The organism is Fulvivirga marina, assembly GCF_016775155.1.
GTDB classification, from domain to species: domain Bacteria; phylum Bacteroidota; class Bacteroidia; order Cytophagales; family Cyclobacteriaceae; genus Fulvivirga; species Fulvivirga marina.
Genome location: NZ_JAEUGD010000066.1, coordinates 136303 through 159114, shown reverse-complemented (window position 1 = coordinate 159114; position 22812 = coordinate 136303). Strand labels below are relative to the sequence as shown.

Sequence of the window (22812 nt, the reverse complement as noted above, 5' to 3'; positions counted from 1 at the left end):
TTCCCCAAACCTTTAATCTTTGCAGCCGTTAGCGTTAATGTTTTACAAAATGCTATTGGAGTATTAATTGTCGCGTTGACTTCATAAGATTCATCGCTTATTCGGTGTTGAAGTATGCGTACATTCAATAAAAAAGTTTATGAGAAAAGTATACCTGCTGTTACTGCTTTGTGTGGTGTTTACCGCAGAAGCCCAGAAACCCGAAAAACCCAATGCTGCTGATATTTTGCTTAAACTGAAAAAACTCAACTTTTTAGGCAATGCCTTGTATGTAGCGGCACATCCCGATGATGAAAATACGAGGTTGATATCTTACCTGTCTAATGAAAGGCTTGCCAATACGGCTTATCTATCACTTACCCGTGGAGACGGTGGTCAAAACCTTGTAGGGCCGGAGATTAGGGAAGCCCTTGGGGTAATCAGAACGCAGGAGCTGCTCGCAGCACGACGGATAGATGGAGGGCAGCAATACTTTTCGAGAGCTAATGATTTTGGCTATTCGAAATCTACAGAGGAAACTCAGGAAATATGGAATAGAGAGCAAATCCTTTCAGACGTAGTTTGGGTGTACAGAAATTTTCGCCCGGATGTGATTATTACCCGTTTCCCTCCTGATAAGCGTGCTGGGCATGGTCATCATACTACCTCAGCAATCATGGCAGAGGAGGCAATGAATTTAGCAGGAGATAAAAGTAAGTACACAGATCAATTGAAGCATGTAAGTATTTGGAAACCTAAACGATTGTATATGAATACTGGTCGTTGGTGGAGTCCTGATATTAACTCGGAGACACCAGGTGTACTAACCATTGATGTAGGAGGATACAACCCCTTGTTAGGTAAGTCTTATACTGAAGTGGCAGCATTGAGTAGAAGCCAGCACAAAAGCCAGGGTTTTGGTTCTAGTGGTAGTAGGGGGGAGCAGCTTGAGTTTTTGGAGTATATGGCCGGTGAAGAGGCTAAGAAAGATATTTTTGAAGGTGTAGATACTTCATGGAAGCGGGTGAAAGGTGGAGAAAAGATTGGTAGTATAGTGGAAAAAGCCATAGCTGCTTATGATCCAACCAATCCTACTGCAATTATGCCTCGGTTACTCGAAGCCAGAAGTGAAATTTTAAAACTGGATAATAAGTATTGGCGAGAATTAAAACTTGCTCAGGTTGATGATTTGATCAAAGCGACTATGGGGTTGTTTCTGGAGGTTGTAGCAGATGATTATTCCGTGACTCCGGGCGACGCAATTACATTGACTGTTGAGGCTATTAACAGATCCGGGTTCCCGGCTAAACTGAAGCATGTTAAATACAATGCACTGGCCGATACTGTTGCCAGTATAGAGATGTTGGAGAATAACGATATTGTATTTAAAACCACTCTGGATATTCCTGAGAATAAAGAATACTCTAAGCCCTATTGGCTGCGTGAGCAGGGTACATTAGGTACATATAAGGTGAATGATCAGCTATTGATCGGAAAGCCTGAAAACACTCCAGCTATTCCTGTAAAATTTACTCTGGAAATAGGAGGGCAGGAGATATCTTATACTGTGCCTGTAGTGTATAAATGGAACGATCCTGTTAAAGGAGAGCAATATAGGCCATTCGTAATAGCTCCTCCGGTATTTGCTAATATTTCTGAACCTGTATATATATTTTCCAAAGCAGCAGCTAAGGAGGTAGAGGTGACTTTAAAAGCAGGAAAAGGAGAAATAGCTGGTAAGCTTAAACTACAGGTGCCCGAGGGGTGGAAAGTGGATCCTGCTGAGCATAGTTATCAGCTTGATGTTAAAGGTGAAGAGGAGAAGTTTTATTTCACACTTACTCCGCCGGATAAACAGAGTACGGGTGCCATAAAGGCAATTATGAAAATGGATGGTAAAACCTATAATAATAGCCTGGTTACTATCAATTATGAGCATATTCCAACCCAGCTACTTATGCCGGAAGCGGAGGCCAAGGTGGTGAAGATCAATATTGAAAAGTATGGAGAACTGGTAGGGTATATTCAGGGAGCAGGAGATGCAATACCTACAGCATTGAGAGAAATAGGTTATGAGGTGTGGGAAATGAAGGAAGACGAGATTACACCGGAAAACCTGACAAAGCTTGATGCAGTGATTCTTGGAGTGCGTGCATTGAATACCAATGAGCGCATCAACTTTTATATGAATGACCTTCTTGATTATGTGAAACAGGGAGGAACACTTATTATACAGTATAATACAAACTTCAGATTAAAAACTGATCAATTTGCTCCTTATCCTCTTGAATTATCGCGAGATCGGGTTACTGATGAAAATGCTGAAGTAAAAATACTAGAACCAAAACACCCAGCTATGAGTGCCCCTAATAAGATCACTGGTAAGGACTTTGATGGCTGGGTTCAGGAACGAGGCCTTTACTTCCCTAATAAATGGGATAAAAGTTATACAGCGCTATTGTCTAGTAAGGATAAAGGTGAAGGTGCTAAAAATGGTGGACTACTGATAGCAAAATATGGCGAAGGGTACTATGTCTATACAGGTTTCTCGTGGTTTCGAGAACTTCCTGCAGGAGTTCCTGGGGCATATAGAATATTTGTAAACCTGGTTTCTTTAGGAAGCAAAGAGTCAAAAACTGAGGCCCATAAACCCTAAGCAGGATATCAATGACAGAGCACAATAAAGATTCAAATACTGAGGAAAAACCACCGTACTTTAAAAGGTGGAGGGGATGGTATCTTCTGGTGTTAGGCAACTTAGTTTTTTTAATCATACTCTTCTACCTTTTCACTAATCATTATTCATGAGCGTAATTGACTGGACGGTACTCTTAGGTACATTATTGTTTATAGTTGTATATGGTGTATGGAAGAGCAGGGGTAGTAAGAATATCAATGACTACCTGCTGGGTGATAATTCAATGAAATGGGGAACAATAGGGTTGTCTGTTATGGCAACTCAGGCCAGTGCAATAACCTTTTTATCGACCCCAGGACTGGCCTATGAGTCAGGAATGGCATTCGTGCAGAATTATTTCGGGCTTCCTATAGCTATTATTATTGTTTCAGCGGTGTTTATTCCTATTTTTTATAAACTAAAGGTTTATACGGCCTATGAGTTTCTGGAAAGTAGGTTTGACCTGAAAACAAGATCTTTGGGAGCTTTTTTGTTTCTCGTACAGCGAGGCCTGGCAGCCGGTATTACCATATATGCGCCGGCCATTATCCTGTCCACTATGCTTAGGTGGGACCTTTCTCTGACTATACTAATTACAGGTATACTGGTGGTTATCTATACTGTTTCAGGCGGAACAAAAGCGGTTAGTCTTACTCAGAAATATCAGATGGCAGTGATAATGGCAGGAATGTTTATTGCCTTTTTTATGATCATTGATCATCTTCCTGATTACCTTTCTTTTAATAATGCTGTTCATATTGCCGGTAAAATGGGGAAACTGGAAGCTGTTGACTTTTCATTTAACCCGGAAAGAAGGTATACCATTTGGACCGGGCTTACGGGGGGACTTTTTCTCGCACTTTCTTATTTCGGGACGGATCAATCGCAAGTGCAACGTTACCTGACGGGCACATCGGTGGCTGAAAGTAGGCTGGGGTTGATTTTTAATGCCATTTTAAAAGTGCCAATGCAGTTTTTTATCCTGTTTGTGGGCGTAATGGTATTTGTATTTTATCAATTTGTACAGCCTCCATTGTTTTTTAAACAGGCGGAAATGGAACAGATCTATAGCACTGAATACCGCGATGAGGTGGAACAGCTTGAAAGTGCATATAGCCAGAATTTTGAAGAGAAAAAGCAGCAGTTAGAAGATCTGGTAGTGGCGATGGATAAGGATGAGGTCGAAAGAGTGGCTTCATTAACTGCTGAGGTGCGTCAGAGTGATGCCAAAGCAAAGGAGATAAGAGGAGAGTTAAAGGACCTGTTGCAGGCTCATAACCCAGAGGTAGAAACCAAGGATTCTGATTATGTATTCCTTACATTTATTATGAATTATCTGCCTAAAGGAGTAATTGGTTTATTGCTGGCTGTTATCTTTTCTGCAGCCATGTCATCTACCTCAGGGGAACTTAATGCTCTGGGTTCTACAACTTCTGTTGACTTTTATAAAAGACTTATTAAGAAAGATGGCTCAGATAAACACTATTTGATAGCATCAAAGCTTTTGACTGCCTTTTGGGGAGTGGTAGCCATAAGTTTTGCGCTGTTTGCACGACTTTTAGAAAACCTTATTGAAGCTGTTAATATTTTGGGGTCAATATTCTATGGTACTATCCTGGGAATTTTTCTTGTGGCCTTTTTTGTGAAGTTCGTTAAGGGTAATGCAGTGTTTTTGGCCGCTGTCATTGCTCAATTAATCGTGATTATGAGCTTCTACACCTTTGAGATTAGTTATTTGTGGTATAATGCCATAGGGTGCACTTTGGTTGTATTGATCTCGGTGTTACTTCAACTAATTATGTCAGGTGCAAATGGTAATAAAGACTCTTCGATGGCATCGTAGGTTTTAAGTTTATTGAGTGGATAGATAAAAAAACCGGCAGAAGTAATTTAACTTCTGCCGGTTTTTTTTGAAGGTTATTGTATGGATTACTTCAAACTGGCAATCAGATCCTCATTTCTTTTTATGTAACCAAAATCTCCTTGAGGAAATGCTTTCGCAGCCTCCATAGATTTTTTAGCAGTTTCTATAGCTTCTTTTTTCTTGCCTAACTTAGCAAGTATCTGAGCTTTCAAGTGTACATTCCAGAATTGCTTTGAATTTTCACCTTCAGCAAGGTACATATTAACCCACTCCAAAGCCTGATTAAGGTCTTTGTCTGTATTGTAGTAATAATTTGCAGCGGCAATATAGTTAGAAGGGTTCACCTTTGTATTGGCAGCGATATCCTTCATTACAACTTCATCAAACTCTACTTTTACAGGAACTTTGATAGATACATCGTCCCAAGACAACTGGATGTTTGCAGAAGTATTGTCTTCGCTGATATCAGCAATGTTGAAAGTCAAAGTTTCTACTGTTTGGCTAAGTGAAGTTGGTTTTACAGAAATGTTCAACACTTCATTCTTTTTGTCATAGGCTGATACGTTACCACCAATGCTGAGGTCGGAATAAAGCATGAAGTTCCAGGAGTCTTTACCAGGAACAGTAAATATTAAGTATTCTCCAGCAGGAACTTTTGTGTCAGCAATTACAGCATCAGTGCTTAAAGTCAGTTTAGATCCAGAGTTTGCTCCTGTTCTCCAGGTTTCACCGTAGGGCTGTAAATAATCCTTTCCTTCTCCAAATATCTTTCGGCCCTTTACTTTTGGTCGGAAGTAATCAATAGTCACATCTGTAAGGCCAACTTTACTGTAAACAGACCCGGCTGGACTTGGTTGTGGGGTATTGATCTGAGACATGGCACCTGCAATAAAACAAAATAATGCCAAGGCTGTTAGTAATGTTTTTTTCATGTTAAATATGGTTTGGTTAAATTTCAAAATTGATAACGAAAATTAGAGAATTTTGTTGACAATAAAACAAGGATAGGTGATGAAGCTTGATAAATCATTTTTTCAGAGAGAGTCAGTAACAACAGTAGCTCGTGAGCTTTTAGGAAAGACCCTTTATACTAATTTTGATGAACAACTGACCGCCGGAATTGTTGTGGAGACAGAAGCATATTCTTATACCGAAAAGGCCTGCCATGCCTATAACAATCGAAGAACAGCGCGTACGGAGACCTTGTTTGAGCGAGGGGGAACTTGTTACGTGTATTTGTGCTATGGAATACATAAACTATTCAATATTGTTACCAATAGAGAAGGAACTGCCGAAGCTGTTTTGATACGTGCAGTGGAGCCAATAAAAGGAATGGAGACTATGCTGTATCGCAGGGGTCGGGATAAAGGGGGAGTCGCTCTAACCTCCGGTCCGGGTAAATTATCTCAGGCTTTGGGTATAACCCTGAAACATGATAAGCTTAGCCTCTTTGATAATGATATATGGCTGGAGGATAGTGGTTTTGACGCTGGAGCTATAGATGAGTCCCCCAGGATTGGAGTAGCCTATGCACAGGAAGATGCCTTGTTGCCATGGAGGTTTACTATAAAAAATAATCCATGGGTAAGCAAAGGGAATAACACTTATAAAATTTTATGTTCTAAATAGTATATTTGTATCAATGAATAAGATATTATGTCCCATAGATTTTTCTGATTCCTCGCTTAATGCCATAGAGTTTGCCGTAGAAATTGGCAAGAAGTTTCGGTCAACGGTTACACTTGTACATATTTTTACTGAACACGAGTTCAATGAAATAGTTGGAGAAGCCTCCATAGGCAGATCTTTTAAAGAACTGCTGGGAATGGCCACTACAAAGCTTAAAAAACTGGCGGATCAGATTAATGCAGATTACAAGTCTGAAGGGTTACTCAACTGTGAGTATCATATAGCTCTTGGGGAGCTTACAGATCGTATAACGGATATGATCACCGAGGAACAGTATGATCTTATAGTAATGGGTACTACTGGCATCAGTCGTGTTAGAGGTGTATTTGTAGGTAGCAACACTGAGGATATAATAGAAAAAGCTAAGGTTCCCGTACTCTGCGTGCCAGAAGATGCGATTTACCAGGGCTTTAATAAAGTAGTTTATGCCTCTGACTTTATGAAGGAGGATAAGATGGCCATTCAGGAGGTAATTTCTTTTGCCACACTTTTTGATGCCCGTATAAGCGTGCTGCATATTAATTTGCGTGATGATGAGGAGCACTATAATAATTTTATAGAGGAATTGAAGAGCTTTATTCAATATGGAAAGATAAACTTCGTTAACAAAAGGTTTAAAAACGATATTGGTTTGGCCATTGAAGAATTTATGCAGGATGAAAAAAGTGACCTTTTGGTGGTTTATAGAAAGCAACGAGGGTTCCTTGATAGTATGTTTCATAAAAGCCTTACCAAAACCTTGTCTTATTCTACCGATAAGCCGTTCTTAGTGCTTAAATTAGAAAATAATAATATTGACTGACTTTCGTTGAATTCTTATATGATAAGGAAGAGTATCTCAGGAGTGCTGGTGTTGGTTTTATGTGCAACTTCTTTAATCGCTCAGAGTGTAGATCGTGTATTTGCTAATATCAACAGTATTTATGATGAGCAGAACCCCGTCCTCAGTCCGGATGGTCAGACTTTATACTTTACAAGGAGCCATCACCCTGGTAATGTTGGAGGAGTAATTGATAAGGGTGATATCTGGTATAGCACGCTGATGGTAGATCATCAGTGGTCAACGCCCAAAAATGCCAAAAACCTTAATAATAAGGAGTGGAATGGTGTGATTGGCTTTTCGAAAGATGGCTCTATCATGTATCTGCATAATCATTATACTGAATCTAATGGGATAGTAAGGACTCAGGGCATTGCAAAAGTTACCAAACAGGGGGGAGGCTGGTCTTCACCAAAAGATATCAATATCCCATACTATAAAAATTTATCAGATAACTTTGGAGGTTATATTTCCAAGGATGAGAAGGTTTTGGTTATGTCACTTGAGTCGTATGGTACAAAGGGAGGTGAAGACCTGTACATTATGCTCAAAAAGGAAAATGGGACCTGGGGTGAACCAAGGAACCTTGGTAGTACCATTAATACTCCGTTTCAGGAATTCTCCCCTTTTTTATCTGATGATGGCAAAATCTTATATTTTTCCTCCAACGGCCTGGGGGGAAAGGGGAGTAGTGATATTTTTATGTCAGAGAGACTGGATGATAGCTGGAGGAGTTGGAGTACCCCATCACCTTTAGACCACGTCAATACCAAAGGTAGGGAAAAGTATTATAGAACTTACGAAAATTTTGCTCTGTATTCTTCCACCATAAACAGTGATGGTTATAGTGACTTGAAAATCTATACAGAAAAACCAGTAGATTCCCTCATGAAGGTAGCCGAACCTACTGAACAATTGGATACTGTTGTGCAGATAGTGGAGGTTGAGAAGGAAACGATAGAGGCAGCCCCTAATGCAATTACGGTATATGGTAAGGTGCTAGATGCAGATACTAAAATGCATATCGCTGCTATTGTGACAGTAGAGAGAAAAGGGAACTATAAAAAAGAGGTGCCTGCTGCTGATGATAATGGGTATTACTCCTTGAGTATTCCTGCTGCAGGAACCTATGAAATCCGAATAGATGCCCCAGGATACATAAGCAAACGAGAGAGTCTCGATGTTTATACAAATGAAATGAAGCTGGTCGAGGTGAACTACACGCTGCAGCCTATTTCGGTTGGTACAACGGTGAAGCTCGAAAACGTACTTTTCCAGCAATCAACATCAAATATACTTGAAAGCTCATATGAGGAACTCGACTTGGTAATTGATCTGATGAAACAAAACCCATCCATGAAAATCAGGCTTGAGGGGCATACCGATAACCGTGGATTACCCAAGCATAATCTTAGACTCTCTAAAAAAAGAGCAGAAGCCGTAGAGCAATACCTTATAAAACATGGAATTTCTTCTAAAAGAGTTTCAGGAAAAGGCTATGGAGGTAGCAAACCCATTGCAGACAATGATGATCCTGAAAAACGAAAATTAAATAGAAGAGTGGAGTTCACTATTGTTAAGGAATAATATAAGCTATAAACTTCACCACCATAGAAGAAAGTTAATCTCTACAGGGATCAACTTATATTTCTTTAAGCGCCACCCTTACATCTTGCGGGGATACTATCTATGCTTCATGAAAGTTTATTAACTCCTGATTGAGTGTAGGCTTCCATTTTTGCAATTCAATATTTCAACAGTATTTAATGTTTCATGGGAGTATTATCTCCCTCTTGTATGCTAGTGGTTACTCTTCATTCGGGCTTACAATATGAGATCGCAATAGACTTTTGTTGCCAGAAAGCCTTTAGCAAAGTTTTTAACGGAAAATGCAAAGTGGAGAAGCTTTAATTTCACTTTCTTAAGTGGCTTAATAAAAAGTAAATAGTTATAGAAAGCGTTGACCTCTTTTACGAGGTTAACACTTTTACTCAATTCTCTTGGCCTTGCGTGGTAAATTTTGAGATCGATTAAAGGCAGGCATTAATTTTTGATAGACTTTGCTATTGGGTGTTGTCAGAGGAAGCATTTCAATGTAACTAACCTCTTTACGGAAGTCTGGTAAGCACCCAATGAAGTTTGATAAACCAATTGGAAATGGGAGGCTGGTTTTAAGCTTTTTCCCTGTAAACCTTTAATTAAAGCTTATGAAAAACTTATTTAAAAGAACTCTCAGGCCTTTTGTTGGCTTGATTTCGCTTATGGTTTTAACTATACCGATGGCGAATGCACAGGTTTCTATAAAGGAGGCCGGAGGGTGGCTAGAGTCCGCTTATGTCAAATGGACTCCCGTTTCAAATGCTGAGCGGTATAATGTCTACTATACGGGAGGCGGATTCTCCAATCGTAAAATTGATAATCCTCTTATTCGTAGTTATGGTTCATACTATCGTGCGGATGTTTTGGGTATTCCTGCAGGAAATTATATTATAAAAGTAATTCCGGTAATTTCAGGAGTGGAGAATTCATCATTAGCATCTACTACACAAACTCTTGCTGTAAGATCTCATGTGAGGGAAGGGTTTGCCTTTACAAATAACGTGGTGCCTGGTGCATATAACATGAACGGGACACCCAAAAGTGGAGCAAAGATCATTTATGTAACAGCTGACAATGCTAATACAGTAAAATGTGAAGTGATCAATGACAAGGGCCAGGCAGTATCAGTCAGTGGTCTTATTAATATTTTGGGAGCCAAAGGCAAAGGCTATGACAAGACACCATTGATCATTCGGATGATTGGCCAGGTAAAGGCAAAACATGTTATTGGTTTGAAGGGTGGCAATTCTATTTTCTTTATTGGAGCAAATACAACGGATAGGCTTATTGAAAATATTACCATTGAAGGGGTAGGTGATGATGCCACTGTCTATGGTTATGGTTTTTATACTAAAAGGTCGAGAAGTATTGAAATCAGAAATTTTGGGATCATGCTTTTTGGAGATGATGGTGTCGCTATGGAATCCAATAACTCTCATGTATGGGTACACAATAATGACTTGTTTTATGGAACTCCGGGCCCAGATGCCGACCAGGTTAAAGGTGACGGTTCCATAGATATGAAATACAATACGACCAATATTACGATCTCGTTTAATCATTTCTGGGATACCGGTAAATCAACATTTGCCGGCGGAGCTACAGAGACTAACACGATTAGGTTTACCTATCATCACAACTGGTTCGATCATTCAGATTCAAGACACCCACGCCTTTGCTGGGCAACAACCCATGTATATAATAACTATTATGATGGAGTTGCCGGAATGGGATTGTTAAGTACTGAGGCATCGTCAGCTTTTGTTGAAGCAAATTATTACAGGCATTGTCCGTACCCAATGATGATCAATATGCAGGGTACTAACCGTGAAATTTGGCCTAATGGTTCTCAAAATGGAGGTATTGTTAAAGCTTATAACAATATGATATTAGAAGCAAGGCAGCTTATTTATCAGACAGAAAGGCCTGATGATTTTGATGCATATCTGGTAACATCGAGGGATGAGCAAATTCCGGAGACTGTAAAGAGTAGTAAGGGGAGCAACACCTACAGTAATTTCGATACCGATCCATCAATGTATAGTTATAAACCTGATTCACCTAATAATGTGCCCAATATTGTGAAGACCTATGCTGGCCGTATGAATGGGGGAGACTTGAAATGGACTTTTGACGATAGCGTAGATGATCCTTTGCACGAAATAAATCAACCGTTCAAAGCTATGCTTGTTGGCTATGAAAGCTCTTTGGTATCAGTACAAGAGGAAGAGATTTCGCCGATTTCCGTAACAGGCGTATCGGTTTTACCAGGTAGTATGAATATTGAAGTAGGAAATACGGTGCAGCTCACCGCGGCTGTAAGTCCTTCCAATGCCACTAACCATAATGTGGAGTGGAGTTCAAGCAATACTTCAGTAGCCAGTGTGAGTTCAAGTGGGCTGGTAACAGCCATTGCAAAAGGCTCAGCAACGATTACGGTAACTACTAATGATGGAGGTCATGCTGCTACAAGTGCTATTAGTGTATGTGCTGCTTCGCCGCTTACGTCATATGTGCAGATAAACGGAGGAGCATGGACACAAACTAAATCAGCAAGTGTAAACAAAGGTGATAATGTAACATTCGGGCCACAGCCCACCAGTGGTGGTACATGGAGTTGGAGTGGTCCAAATGGGTATTCAGCATCGTCAAGGGAGATTGATTTAAATAATGTCCAAGCCTCGCAGACAGGGGTCTATATAGCTACATTTACAAATAGCTGTGGTACCCAAAGTAGCTTAAGTGTAAACTTAACCATGGTATCATCAGGTTTTTATGATGCTTTCAGTATTATTCAGGCAGAAGATTATGATGAGATGTCAGGGGTTAGAACAGAAGCATGTGGAGAAGGTGGATTAAATGTTGGTTATATTGATAATGGCGAATGGATCAGGTTCAGTAATGTTGATTTTGGAAACGGAGCCAGCTCTTTTGACGCGAGAATTGCCAGAAATGCTGGAACTATCAGTCTCAGACTAGACGGTATTAATGGTGAGGAAGTGGGGGTACTTAATGTTGCCTCTACAGGAGGCTCTCAAGTATATGAAACGCAGTCATGCGATGTAAGTGGGGTAAGTGGTGTACATGACCTGTATCTTGTTTTCGGAGGCGGTGGAGGCTTCAACGTTAACTGGTTCAAGTTTGTAGCATTAGCCACAAATATAACACTTACCATACAGGAACAGGAAACCGGTTTTTGTAGCGTAGATGGTAGAATAGATAATGACAACGCGGGGTTTTCCGGCACTGGTTTTGCCAACACATCAAACTCACTTGGTAATGGAGTTACCTGGTCTGTAAGCATTCCATCCAGTGGACCTTATATACTTCGATGGAGATATGCCAATGGAGGTTCTGCAGCAAGACCCGGAGATGTGCTGGTGGATGGTACCAAAGTGGCTTCGGCAAACTTTGAGGTAACAGGCACATGGACAGACTGGTCCGAAAATTCAAGTTCAACAGTTGCAGTTACACTTCCTGCCGGAACACATACTATCAGGTTGAAGTCAATAACATCAGCAGCGTTAGGTAATATTGATAAAATGGAGGTAGAAGGTGTTGACCCTCAAGCAGCAGGCTGCGGTTCATCATCTTCAAGAAAAGCTTATAGTGAAGATGAAATTATAAGAGAAGTAACAACAGGTTTTAATTTATATCCAAACCCTGTATTAGCAGGGAGTCAACTAGTTGTTCAGGGAGAAGATCCAATCTATCTTGTTGAGGTTTATAATGCATCAGGAGGGTTGGTATCAAGTACTTTTGTTGATGGTAAAGCCAGAGTAGAGATTACCGTTCCGGAAATTAAAGGGCTTTGTATTATAAAAACCTACTCAAATGGCTCTGTGAATACAGGAAAATTGTTAATAAATTAATTAACTGTTTACAGTAAACTGTACGATATAAAGCGGGAAGGTAGTAATTTAATTAATTAAGACCTTCCCGTTTTTATGTCTTCAATTGATAAAGGCAGTTAACTTATCCCATCAAAAACCAATGGCCATATCATCTCCACGAGGGTCTGCACCACCTTCCAATTTACCCTCAGGAGTTACCAGAATTGCATCCACTCTGCCAATAGGTCTCCTTTGCTCAATTTTATGCCCCATTTCAGACAACTTTTTTAAGACTTCTTCATTTAATTTGTCTTTTTCTACAAAAATAACGTCGGGTTTCCATTGGTGATGAAATCTACCTGCAGATACAGCTTGTTGCATATTCATATCAAATTCAATTACGTTGAGTACAGTTTGAAAAACAGAGGTGATTATTGTGGAACCTCCTGGTGAACCTACTACCATATACAGACTGCCCTCTTTTTCAACAATAGTTGGTGTCATTGAACTTAGCATTCTCTTTAGTGGCATAATAGCATTGGCCTCTCCACCCACTAACCCGTACATGTTTGGGAAGCCAGGTTTTACGCTAAAATCATCCATTTCATTATTCAAAAGGAAGCCTGCACTGTCAACAACAACATGAGAGCCGTAGCTGCCATTGAGTGTAGTTGTAACAGCTACAGCGTTACCCTCTTTGTCAACTATTGAATAGTGTGTCGTTTCTTCAGATTCATAAAGCGAAAACTCACCTGCAGCTATAGAGTCACTTGGAGTAGCTAAATTTTTATCTATGTTATTTAATCTGATTTTTAGGTAGTTATGGTCTGTTAATTCCTTTGTTGGTACAAGGTAGAAATCCGGATCGCCTAAGTGCATGGCTCGATCCGCATATACCCGCCGCTCAGCTTCAACCATATAATGAATTGCTTTGGGCGATTGAAACCCATATTCCGCAATCGGTATATCTTCTATCATGGTCAATAACTGTGAAAGGGCAATTCCACCACTTGATGGTGGAGGCATAGATATGATCTTGTAACTTTTATAGGAGGTACTAGTAGGTTTTCTCCACATAGCGTGGTAGTTGGTAAGGTCTTCATAAGTAATGATACCACCGCCACGGTTCATTTCTCTTACAATAAGGTCAGCAGTCCTACCTGAGTAGAATCCCGCTCTTTTAGCATCTCTTATACGTTCCAGGGTATTTGCCAGGTCTTCTAATCGTAGAGTATCACCTTCACGCCAATCTCTGAGTAAGTAGGATGGCTGTGATGTATTATATTTTTTAAAGGTCTCAATGTTATCATTGAGACTGGATGCTTCAATGGCCGTCAACGGAAAGCCATTCTGAGCCAGGTCAATAGCTGGCTGTACCAGGGTTTCCCATGACAACTGGCCATATTTTTCGTGAGCTTTTACCATGCCGTCTACGGTTCCGGGCACACCCGATGCCAGGTGACCTAGCCGGCTGAGTTTTTCAATAACCTCACCTTGCTCATTTAGGTACATATTTCGAGAGGAGGCCAGGGGAGCAGCCTCCCTGTAGTCCAGAGCATCAGTATTACCCTCATGGTCTCGATAAACCATAAAGCCACCGCCACCTATATTCCCCGCTGCTGGATACACTACAGCCAAAGCAAACTGCACAGCAACCGCTGCGTCAACTGCATTACCTCCATTTTTTAGAATTTCAAGCCCTACTTTGGAAGCCAATGGATGAGCAGAAACAACCATAGCGTTATCGGCTATTACGCCGGTGAGAGGAAGTTCATTAGCAGCTTCTTTTTTCTGACAACTAAACAGGCAAATAACTGCCAAAAACATTATTGATCTGATATTCATTAGGTTTTGTATTTTTGGAATTTCTAATATAATCCTTTATTGTAAGAATTATCGATCGTTTGACTGCATAAATTCGGGGAATAACATTATATTGGAAATCAATTATGGAAACTATAGAAGTAGGGGTTAGGGCCAAAAAGTCTGCCAGAATAAAGGTTGATATATTGATTGCTTCTACGCAACTCGTTGGTAAAAAGTCATTTACAGAACTTTATGTTGATGATATTTGCGATCGGGTAGGAATTTCTAAAGTAACTTTTTTTAAATATTTTCCGCAGAAAGATCATATTCTTCTTTATTTCTTAAGAACCTGGTGTCTGGATAGGGCAGTGGAACTTTACCATAATCCTAAAGAGGGCATCGATGGGATTTTATATCTTTTTGATAAAGTTGCTGATACATTCGAGCGTAATCCTGGCTTAATGTTGAGCCTGGTAAGCTACTTTACCAGTCTTACACGTCCGCCATCTCCCTTTCCCTTGAAGCCTGTTGAAAGGAGGATACTTTACCCTAATGAGATCTATCTGGATAAGATACAGATTATGTCCATTCCTCAGATGATGGAGAAATTTTTGCTTGAGGCAATTTTTAAAAAGCAAATAACGCTATCAAGTCATACTAAAGAATTGGCAAATCTTTTCATTACTGTATTGTACGGCTCTATTGTAACCGCTCATCTGGAGCAGATTAGCCCTATCAAGGTCTTATTTAGGAGAAATATAGATAACCTGCTTAAAGGGTTGAGCTGATTATGCCATCATAAGGAAATCTCGACCTTCCTCGTATCCCTTATTATGTAAAAAATTGTAAACTTCAACTTTGCCCTTTCTGTCACTGATATAGCAAAGGATTATAAAAGCACCAGGACTTGGCTGTGAAGGAACCTGTGAATAGTGTAGGAACTTACTATCCTTCCTTACTTTCACATCAATAAACTTGGATATATTAAGACCTAATGCAAGCAAGGGTTTAGTCCGGTTATTTACCACTCTGCCTGCTCCCCATATATAAATAGCCGGAGTTTTTAGAAACTGTTGTTTTAAGTACCTCAGCAGGTAAAGTGCCTTGACCTTATAAAAGCGTTCATTGCTATAGTTCAGGTCAGTTCTGGAGAGTCTTTCAGGGGTATCATACCAGTCTAGAAGTACTTCATTGATTTTGTGCATAGTTACTCCGTGGTGGAGCCAGCGCAACCAAAGCTCGTAATCTTCTGGTATATCAGCTTCAGAGTAACCTCCATATTTGTTGACCAGCTGTTTTCTAAAAAATACGGACGGGTGAGCAAAAGGGGACTCCATAAACCGTTTTGAAGCTATTTGTTCCGATTTTGTTAGCTTGTTGATCCATTCAACATACTTTGCATAGCCTTTATTTTTATCAGCATCGCCAATATGCTTTACAAGGCTTGAAACTAACCCCACTTCTGCATGTTTTTCCAAATAATCAAATTGCTGTTGAATACGTCTAGGGTAGGAAGCATCATCGGCATCCATTCGGGCTATATAATTGCCAGAACTCATTTTAATTCCAAAATTGAGTGAGCGGGCTATGCCTCGATGACTTAGGGTATAATACTTTATGCGATTGTCAGTTGAGGCTAACTGATTAACCATATTGGAGGTATTATCGGTAGATCCGTCATTAATTATAAGCAGTTCAAATTCAGCAAAAGTTTGGTTAAGAATGCTTCTTACAGCCCTTTTGATCGTCTCTGCAGCATTATGAACAGGAAGGATAACTGATACTTTCAAGCCTTTTTTTTAAGGACCCCCTTTAGGAAAACCTTAAACTCCTTTCTTTCCGATTTTGTGGTGATTATCCTTTTAACCAGACTTAAATAACTCTTTATGGTTAACTTTTCCTGTCGGTCGTCATATTCGTCTGCCTCAGATTGCTTTTGCTCTGGTGGAGGTGACTTTGGCATCGGAGGTTCATGCTTCTTAATTTTCTCATTGTCGTATGCAGGATCTAGTCGGTCTGCATTATCAAAGCTTTTTTGTGCCTTTTCTTTATATCCAAGTTTTTCTTCAACAAGCCCTTTATTATTAAAAGCAATGGCATCTTCAGGGTCGAGTGCTATTGTCTTTTCGTAATCTTCAATTGCCCCTTTAAGGTCTCCGGTACGCTCTTTGATGAATGCTCGACTAGAATACCTGAATGGTTTGTTAGGCTCAAGTTCGACGGCTCTGTTAAGATCTTCCAATGCTTTTTCATTGTCACCTGATAGGTGGTATGCAACTGCCCGTTCGCTTAAGTAAAAAGCATTTTGCGGATGACGGTCTATCAAATTACTAAAGTCGGTCAGAGCTTCATCAAACCGTTGAAGTTTAAAGTTTGACTTTGCCCGGTTGTAAAGAGCTTCCGTATGGCCGGAGTTCATGGAAAGAGCCTGACTGAAAAATTCTACGGCCTCTATAAAATTTTCACTCTTACATGAGGCCATTCCTCTAATAAAGTAGTCCTGTGCTGTCTGATTCATTTTGCGTTTCGTCCGGAATACTTTTTTCCGTTTCTTTAATTTCTTCTTCCTTGATCTTTTTCTTCTTAGGAGGTTTTTCTTTTGGAGGTTTTACGGCTTTGGACTGCTTAAGTATTTTTACTTTAACATACTTTACCCGTTTTTTTCGCTTGTCTTTCTTTTTGTTGTAGTAGCGGTTATGGTTTACCGGCTTTACATGTTTCACTGTAATGTAACTAGCTTTATTGCAGCCAATTAATATTGCAATGATCAAGAGTGATATGGTAAGTAGTTGTCTCAAGTAGCTCAAATATCAAAACGTAAAGAAGACCTATTTTATTGAAAAATGGAAGAGGTTTATCCTTGAATAAAGATTAATTGGCATTTTCTTCTTTATCAGGTCTTTTGAAGCTTTAAGCTTGTGCTCTTTTGGCCTTGTCCCAAACAGCAGACTGTGTACCTTTTATATATCTGAGAAAACCTCTGTAAACGGCATAATTCATCATACTGAAGTAATAGGGAATAAAGAAGATTTTGAATTTCAGGTTATTGTTTTGTAGGACCCACCCAATAGCAGAAAATAAGTAAAATAAGACCTGGAGTTCAAATATAAGTTGATAGAGTTGGCTGCCATTGAGTGCCAGGTAGAAGTTGGTAAAGAATATAACGGGCAGTGCTAATGGAGCCAAAGTCCACCGTAGTACGCGGTGAGAAATATACTGAAAGCTTAGCATGCCATATTTAAAAATGTTAAGTAGAGGGGCGAGCTTAACTATGGCTTGAATACCTCCGGCGGCAATTCTTATTTTTCTTTTTAGTTCTTCCTTTACTGAGGCGGAACCTGACTCCATGGCATAAGCTGCGGGTTCATATTCTACCTTGCGGCCATTCATGGCTATTTTTAGTGAGATATAGAAGTCCTCAATAATGATATTTTCATCAACAGGGTCGAATAGGTCTGTTCTTATAGCAAAGAGTTCTCCGGCTGCACCAACCACTGAATGTAATTCGGAATCCCATTGCTTAAGCTTAGATTCGTATTTCCAGTAAAAGCCCTCTCCTGAAGCAGCGGCACCATCTGCATTTTTTGATATTACCCGCTTTTCGCCTGCAACCAAACCTACTTTAGGATTGTTAAAATGACGGACTATGTTTTTGATTGCATCATCATTCAGCGTGGTATTAGCATCTGAAAACACAACAACCGGAGACTTCACAAACCTGATAACACGGTTTACTGCAGCGATTTTGCCGTTTCTGTTGTCTTCATGGTAGTGTAGCACCTGAGGATAACTTTTAATAATATTCATGGTTTCGTCAGTAGATCCGTCAGTAACTATTAGTACTTTGAGTTTATCTGCAGGGTAGTCCAGGTTAAGAGAGTTTTCAATTTTTTGCCTGATACACTCATCTTCATTGTAAGCAGCAATGACATGAGTTATTTCTGGGTAATTAGAAATACTCGGAGCAATCTTGGGGGCTCCAAAAGCCCTTTTAATTTTGACAAGAAGGAAAAGCAGAAATCCGTAGCCAACATAAGCGTAGACAACGATGAATATGCAAATCCAAAAACAAATTTCTACGAGTTCCTTCATTAAGAGTTTTTTATATTTAATAGTTTTAATCTAATACAATGAGAGAAAATATCGGCAAAAAAGGTTTATGATATAATGAAATCAAAATTTTAGCTCTTTTTTTAAGTAAAATGTTATGTATCAAAGGTAAAATAGGTTTGATTATTTTAAATTTGTTGTTGAAAAACAGTAATTTACAAAGATTTTGAGTGTTAGTACAACCATACGATTTCTAATATTAGCAGTGACGTTTTGCTGTCTGACTGTTTCTGTATGGGCTCAATCCCCGGCGTTTACAAGTACGTCTGTGGAGACGGGTACCTTTGATGCAATGTATACTTATAATATCACTACTGGAGGTCAGGAGAATGTTGATCGCGAGATATTGCTTTCATCTGGTGTTTTACCAGGAGGGGTAACCCTGATGGATAATGGGAACGGGACCGCTGTGCTGGAAGGAACACCCACTGAGACCGGTAGTTTTCCTATTGAATTAATAGTTAGAGAAGTTCTTTTTCCAGAAAATAATGATACCCAGTCTTTTACTTTAATCATAAATAAAGCTACTGCAACTGTAACACTGGGTACTACGAGTGTAGTCTATAATGGTACCGGTCAGTCAGCTACCGCTACTACTGACCCAAGCGGACTTAATCTGGTTTTTACCTATGACGGCTCCACTACACTTCCTGAGGATGTAGGTGCTTATGCTCTTGAGGTGAGTGTAGATGATGCCAATTATGAAGGTTCTGTATCAGGAACATTCAAAATAACCAAGGCCACAGCAACTGTAACACTGGGTACTACTAGTGTAGTTTATAATGGTACCGGTCAGTCAGCTACCGCTACTACTGACCCAAGCGGACTTAATCTGGTTTTTACCTATGACGGCTCCACTACACTTCCTGAGGGTGTAGGTATTTATGCCCTTGAGGTGAGTATAGATGATGCCAATTATGAAGGTTCAGTATCAGGAACATTCGAAATAACAAAAGCTACGGCAATAGTTACGTTCAGTTCATTAAGTGTAGTATTTGACGGAAACCCCAAATTAGCGACTGCAACCACCAATCCAGCAGACCTTTCTCTGTCGTTTACCTATGACGGGTCAGCGACACCACCTACAAATGCAGGGAGTTATAATGTTGTAGCAACTGTTAGTGATCCTAATTATACAGGGGCAGCCAGTGATGTGTTTGTCATCAGCAAAGCAACTGCCACAATTACATTTGGTAGTTTGTCGTTTGTATATGATGGAACTTCCAAAAATGCCTCAGCAACCACAAGCCCTTCAGGACTAACCGTAAATTTCACTTATAATGACTCAGCAATAGCTCCTGTAAATGCGGGAAGCTATGCTGTTGAAGGTACTGTCAATACACCAAATTATATGGGATCATCCAGTGCTACACTTACAATTAGCCAGGCCACAGCCTCAGTAACTATTTCAAGCCTTGAGCAAAATTATGATGGTAGCCCAAAACCTGTAACGGTAACCACTATACCGGCAGAGCTTGGTACGGTCATTACTTATAACGGTTCTACAACCGTGCCATCTGCAGTAGGTACCTATACGGTGGTGGTTACTGTTAGTGAGACCAACTATAGTGGATCGGCTACAAATACCTTAATAATTAATGGTCCCCCAACTTCATCAGGGATATTAGATGTTAACGTTAATGAGGATGCTGCCAATTTTGTTATAAATCTTAAGCAGGCTTTTGATGATCCTGAGGATAATGATGATGTTCTGATATATACTATTGAAAGTAATTCCAACCCTTCTTTGTTTAGTAACTTGTTTATTAATGCAGCAAAAAGGCTGATTATTGGTTTCGCTGCAGATCAATATGGAGATGCAGATATAGTTATCAGAGTTACTGATAGCGGAGGGTTATTGGTTGAGGAGCAGTTTCATGTTAGTATAGCTTCGGTTCAGGATAACCCCAAAATATCAACTATACCCATAACTGGTATTTTACAGGGTGAAAGCTATTTATATCAGCCAGTAGCCATTGATCCCGATGTTTCGGATGTGTTGACATATACAAATGTGTTTAAACCTGCCTGGTTGACATTTACAAATAAAGAAGGTGGAGTTGGTGAATTGAGTGGAGTTGCTGGGGTTTCTGATATTGGAGATCACTTTGTCTCTTTGGAGGTGAGTGATGACAAAGGGAATAAGGATACCCAAAATTTTACAATTACTGTTGCGGCTTCCAATGAGCAACCTGCATTTATTTCCACTCCCGTAACTTCAGTAGCTGAAGATGATTCATATACCTACAATATCACTACGAGTGATCCGGATGACAACAACAGGACGATCACGGCACCAACATTGCCTTCCTGGCTGTCGCTCACTGATAATGGAAATGGCACCGCCACACTGCAGGGGACACCGGTTAATTCGAATGTGGGTAATCATGCGGTGTTATTGAGAGTGACCGATATTTTTGGTGTTTCTTCCGACCAGTCGTTCAGTATTGTAGTGTCCAACACCAATGATACACCTGAGTTCACCTCTTCTCCTGTGCTGTCGGCAAAGCAAAGTGTTACTTATACGTATAACATTTCAACAGCTGATGTTGATGTTGGAGATAGCAGGTCAATAGTTTCAACAATTATTCTACCTTCCTGGCTTAGTCTTACTGATAATGGAAATGGCACCGCCACATTGACGGGGATTCATCCTGTGAATGAAACCAATAACCTGGCTTACCCTATTAGCCTGAAGGTACAGGATGCAGGAGGGGCCAGTGCTACTCAGACTTTTAGCATAACAGTGCAATATGAAAATAATCCGCCTACACTTGATCCTATAGCAGATCCTAGCCCATTGAATGAAGATAGTGGTACTGTTACAGTTCCATTAAGTGGCATATCAGCGGGGGATGGGGAAAGCCAGCCATTGACAGTTACAGCTTCCACAGATAACACTGATCTCATTAAGGGATTTACTATCAATTATACAAGCCCAGAGCCTTCCGCGACAATAACTTTTCAGCCAGCACCAAATGCTTATGGTACAGCTACCGTTACTGTACTGGTTAAAGATGATGGTGCTATGGTGAAAAATAGCATTGAGCGTTATTTCTTAGTCACTGTCAACCCAATAAATGATAAACCGGTATTTACCAGCAGCGTTTCAGATATTCGTGTGGTTGGAGGAGATGAGTATATCTACCATGTTACAACTCAGGATGTTGATGCTGGTGATGTTTTAACTATAACAGGAAGTATCTCCGCACCTTGGTTGTCTCTCGACGATGCTGGTGATGGAACGGCTGTATTGTCAGGTACTGTGCCTTCAGATGTAACAGGTGACTTTTTGGTGACTTTAACGGTTACGGATGAGCTTGGAGAGTTTTCAACACAGTCGTATACTATTGGCATTAATAGATTACCCGAAATCAGTGATATAGCTCTTGCCATTAATGAAGATGAGAGGTATTCACTCAGTGTTAGTGACTTTAATTCAGGTTATCAGGATGCTGATGGTGATAATATCAGCAAGATAAGAGTAGAATCTTTGCCAAATTTGATGGGAAGTTTTGAGTGGAAGGGGGTTGCCATAAAACCAGGGGATGTAATTCAGGTTACGGGAGGTTCCATTAGCGGTTTTATTTATACAGGCCCTAAAGATCAAAGCGGACAAACAAGCTTTAGCTGGAGTGCCTATGATGGTTTTAACTGGTCTCAGCAGAAAGCCAAGGCTACAATTGATCTGATCCCTGTAAATGATATGCCATTTCTTACACACTCAGACGATACTTTGTATTACAGTCAGGGCGACCCTGCTCGTGAGATAATAGAGATGTTGATCATTAATGATGTTGACAATATTGATATGGCAGGAGCGACTATAAAAATTGAAACAGGGTATGTCAGTGGTGAGGATATGCTGATTTTTGATAATATTTTAAATACTACTATTACTGGCAGTTTTGATGTTTCGCAAGGAGTATTGACATTAACCGGCGTTGATAACAGGTCTGTTTATGAGGATGCTTTAGCAAAGATCCAATATCGTAATACTGTTCTTGGGGTTACTGATGTTCTTAATAAAAGTGTTTCAGTTACCGTTAGTGATGGTATTGAGGTAAGTAATAAGGTTGTCAGGCAGATCAAGATCGCCGAGGTACTTCCTGATGTCAAAATATTTAATGCGTTTACCCCTAATGCTGATGGTGCAAATGATACTTGGTATTTTGATAACCTAAGTTTTTATTCTGAGATCAAAATTTCAGTATTTGATGGGAATGGGGTAAAGGTTTTTTCATGTTCTACACAGGATTGTCAGTGGGATGGGACTTACAATGGTAAGCCTCTGACCGTGGGGCCTTACTTCTACACCATTGACCTTAATCATGGAAAGCGTAAGTATCAGGGTACGGTAACTATTTTAAAATAGGTTAAAACAATAGATTTTTATCATTATAACTTTTAATAATTTTGATTGTTTGACAATAAG

Annotated in this window: 14 protein-coding genes; 8 read left to right on the top strand and 6 right to left on the bottom strand. The window is 39.9% G+C overall.

From position 1 onward, the window contains the following. The first annotated feature begins 139 nt into the window (after positions 1-139). Both JMN32_RS21620 and JMN32_RS21615 read left to right on the top strand, forming a co-directional pair. The gene (locus JMN32_RS21620; RefSeq protein WP_202858467.1) at positions 140-2635 is read left to right on the top strand and encodes a PIG-L family deacetylase; all 2496 of its coding nucleotides are present in this window, start codon (positions 140-142) and stop codon (positions 2633-2635) included. A 148-nt stretch (positions 2636-2783) separates the two neighbouring features. Further along, complete coding sequence (locus JMN32_RS21615; RefSeq protein ID WP_202858466.1) at positions 2784-4499, top strand: sodium:solute symporter family transporter; 1716 nt, start codon at positions 2784-2786, stop codon at positions 4497-4499. Positions 4500-4585: 86 nt separating this feature from the next. Here JMN32_RS21615 and JMN32_RS21610 read toward each other — a convergent pair whose 3' ends face one another. After that, the gene (locus JMN32_RS21610) at positions 4586-5452 is read right to left on the bottom strand and encodes a DUF2911 domain-containing protein (protein ID WP_202858465.1); all 867 of its coding nucleotides are present in this window, start codon (positions 5450-5452) and stop codon (positions 4586-4588) included. A 79-nt stretch (positions 5453-5531) separates the two neighbouring features. Between JMN32_RS21610 and JMN32_RS21605 the strand changes: the two genes are divergently transcribed. From JMN32_RS21605 to JMN32_RS21590, 4 genes are all read left to right on the top strand, one after another. Next, a complete protein-coding gene (locus JMN32_RS21605) occupies positions 5532-6149 on the top strand; it encodes a DNA-3-methyladenine glycosylase (protein ID WP_202858464.1) in 618 nt (205 codons plus the stop codon). Positions 6150-6162: 13 nt separating this feature from the next. After that, positions 6163-7011, top strand: coding sequence for a universal stress protein (locus JMN32_RS21600; RefSeq protein WP_202858463.1), 849 nt, complete (start codon positions 6163-6165; stop codon positions 7009-7011). Between the two features lie 18 nt (positions 7012-7029). Then, complete coding sequence (locus JMN32_RS21595; protein ID WP_202858462.1) at positions 7030-8616, top strand: OmpA family protein; 1587 nt, start codon at positions 7030-7032, stop codon at positions 8614-8616. A gap of 620 nt (positions 8617-9236) precedes the next feature. Continuing rightward, complete coding sequence (locus tag JMN32_RS21590; RefSeq protein ID WP_202858461.1) at positions 9237-12500, top strand: carbohydrate-binding protein; 3264 nt, start codon at positions 9237-9239, stop codon at positions 12498-12500. Between the two features lie 111 nt (positions 12501-12611). Here JMN32_RS21590 and ggt read toward each other — a convergent pair whose 3' ends face one another. Continuing rightward, positions 12612-14306: a gamma-glutamyltransferase gene (gene ggt / locus JMN32_RS21585; protein ID WP_202858460.1), complete on the bottom strand. Its 1695-nt coding sequence runs from the start codon at positions 14304-14306 to the stop codon at positions 12612-12614. Positions 14307-14410: 104 nt separating this feature from the next. Between ggt and JMN32_RS21580 the strand changes: the two genes are divergently transcribed. Beyond that, positions 14411-15055, top strand: coding sequence for a TetR/AcrR family transcriptional regulator (locus JMN32_RS21580; protein WP_202858459.1), 645 nt, complete (start codon positions 14411-14413; stop codon positions 15053-15055). Here JMN32_RS21580 and JMN32_RS21575 read toward each other — a convergent pair whose 3' ends face one another. The 4 genes from JMN32_RS21575 to JMN32_RS21560 all read right to left on the bottom strand — a co-directional run bounded on the left by JMN32_RS21575 (position 15056) and on the right by JMN32_RS21560 (position 18359). Continuing rightward, positions 15056-16057, bottom strand: coding sequence for a glycosyltransferase family 2 protein (locus JMN32_RS21575; protein WP_202858458.1), 1002 nt, complete (start codon positions 16055-16057; stop codon positions 15056-15058). Beyond that, complete coding sequence (locus tag JMN32_RS21570; RefSeq protein WP_202858457.1) at positions 16054-16785, bottom strand: tetratricopeptide repeat protein; 732 nt, start codon at positions 16783-16785, stop codon at positions 16054-16056. Before JMN32_RS21570 ends, JMN32_RS21575 begins: the two co-directional genes overlap by 4 nt. Further along, on the bottom strand, positions 16754-16990 hold the full coding sequence (locus tag JMN32_RS21565; RefSeq protein ID WP_238354581.1) for a hypothetical protein: 237 nt from the start codon (positions 16988-16990) through the stop codon (positions 16754-16756). The genes JMN32_RS21570 and JMN32_RS21565 overlap by 32 nt, the downstream gene beginning before the upstream one ends. A gap of 187 nt (positions 16991-17177) precedes the next feature. Then, positions 17178-18359, bottom strand: coding sequence for a glycosyltransferase family 2 protein (locus JMN32_RS21560; RefSeq protein ID WP_202858455.1), 1182 nt, complete (start codon positions 18357-18359; stop codon positions 17178-17180). A gap of 286 nt (positions 18360-18645) precedes the next feature. Here JMN32_RS21560 and JMN32_RS21555 point away from each other — a divergent pair, with 286 nt between their 5' ends. Further along, positions 18646-22752, top strand: a complete 4107-nt coding sequence (locus tag JMN32_RS21555; RefSeq protein WP_202858454.1) for an MBG domain-containing protein — start codon at positions 18646-18648, stop codon at positions 22750-22752. The last annotated feature ends 60 nt before the right edge of the window (positions 22753-22812 follow it).

What these genes read in the sequence shown, in the direction of transcription:
- JMN32_RS21570 (WP_202858457.1), bottom strand. Translation starts at nt 16,785, where the DNA reads ATGAATCAGACAGCACAGGACTACTTTATTAGAGGAATGGCCTCATGT.
- JMN32_RS21600 (WP_202858463.1), top strand. Translation starts at nt 6,163, where the DNA reads ATGAATAAGATATTATGTCCCATAGATTTTTCTGATTCCTCGCTTAAT.
- JMN32_RS21580 (WP_202858459.1), top strand. Translation starts at nt 14,411, where the DNA reads ATGGAAACTATAGAAGTAGGGGTTAGGGCCAAAAAGTCTGCCAGAATA.
- JMN32_RS21620 (WP_202858467.1), top strand. Translation starts at nt 140, where the DNA reads ATGAGAAAAGTATACCTGCTGTTACTGCTTTGTGTGGTGTTTACCGCA.
- JMN32_RS21590 (WP_202858461.1), top strand. Translation starts at nt 9,237, where the DNA reads ATGAAAAACTTATTTAAAAGAACTCTCAGGCCTTTTGTTGGCTTGATT.
- JMN32_RS21605 (WP_202858464.1), top strand. Translation starts at nt 5,532, where the DNA reads ATGAAGCTTGATAAATCATTTTTTCAGAGAGAGTCAGTAACAACAGTA.
- JMN32_RS21615 (WP_202858466.1), top strand. Translation starts at nt 2,784, where the DNA reads ATGAGCGTAATTGACTGGACGGTACTCTTAGGTACATTATTGTTTATA.
- JMN32_RS21560 (WP_202858455.1), bottom strand. Translation starts at nt 18,359, where the DNA reads ATGAAGGAACTCGTAGAAATTTGTTTTTGGATTTGCATATTCATCGTT.
- ggt (WP_202858460.1), bottom strand. Translation starts at nt 14,306, where the DNA reads ATGAATATCAGATCAATAATGTTTTTGGCAGTTATTTGCCTGTTTAGT.
- JMN32_RS21610 (WP_202858465.1), bottom strand. Translation starts at nt 5,452, where the DNA reads ATGAAAAAAACATTACTAACAGCCTTGGCATTATTTTGTTTTATTGCA.
- JMN32_RS21595 (WP_202858462.1), top strand. Translation starts at nt 7,030, where the DNA reads ATGATAAGGAAGAGTATCTCAGGAGTGCTGGTGTTGGTTTTATGTGCA.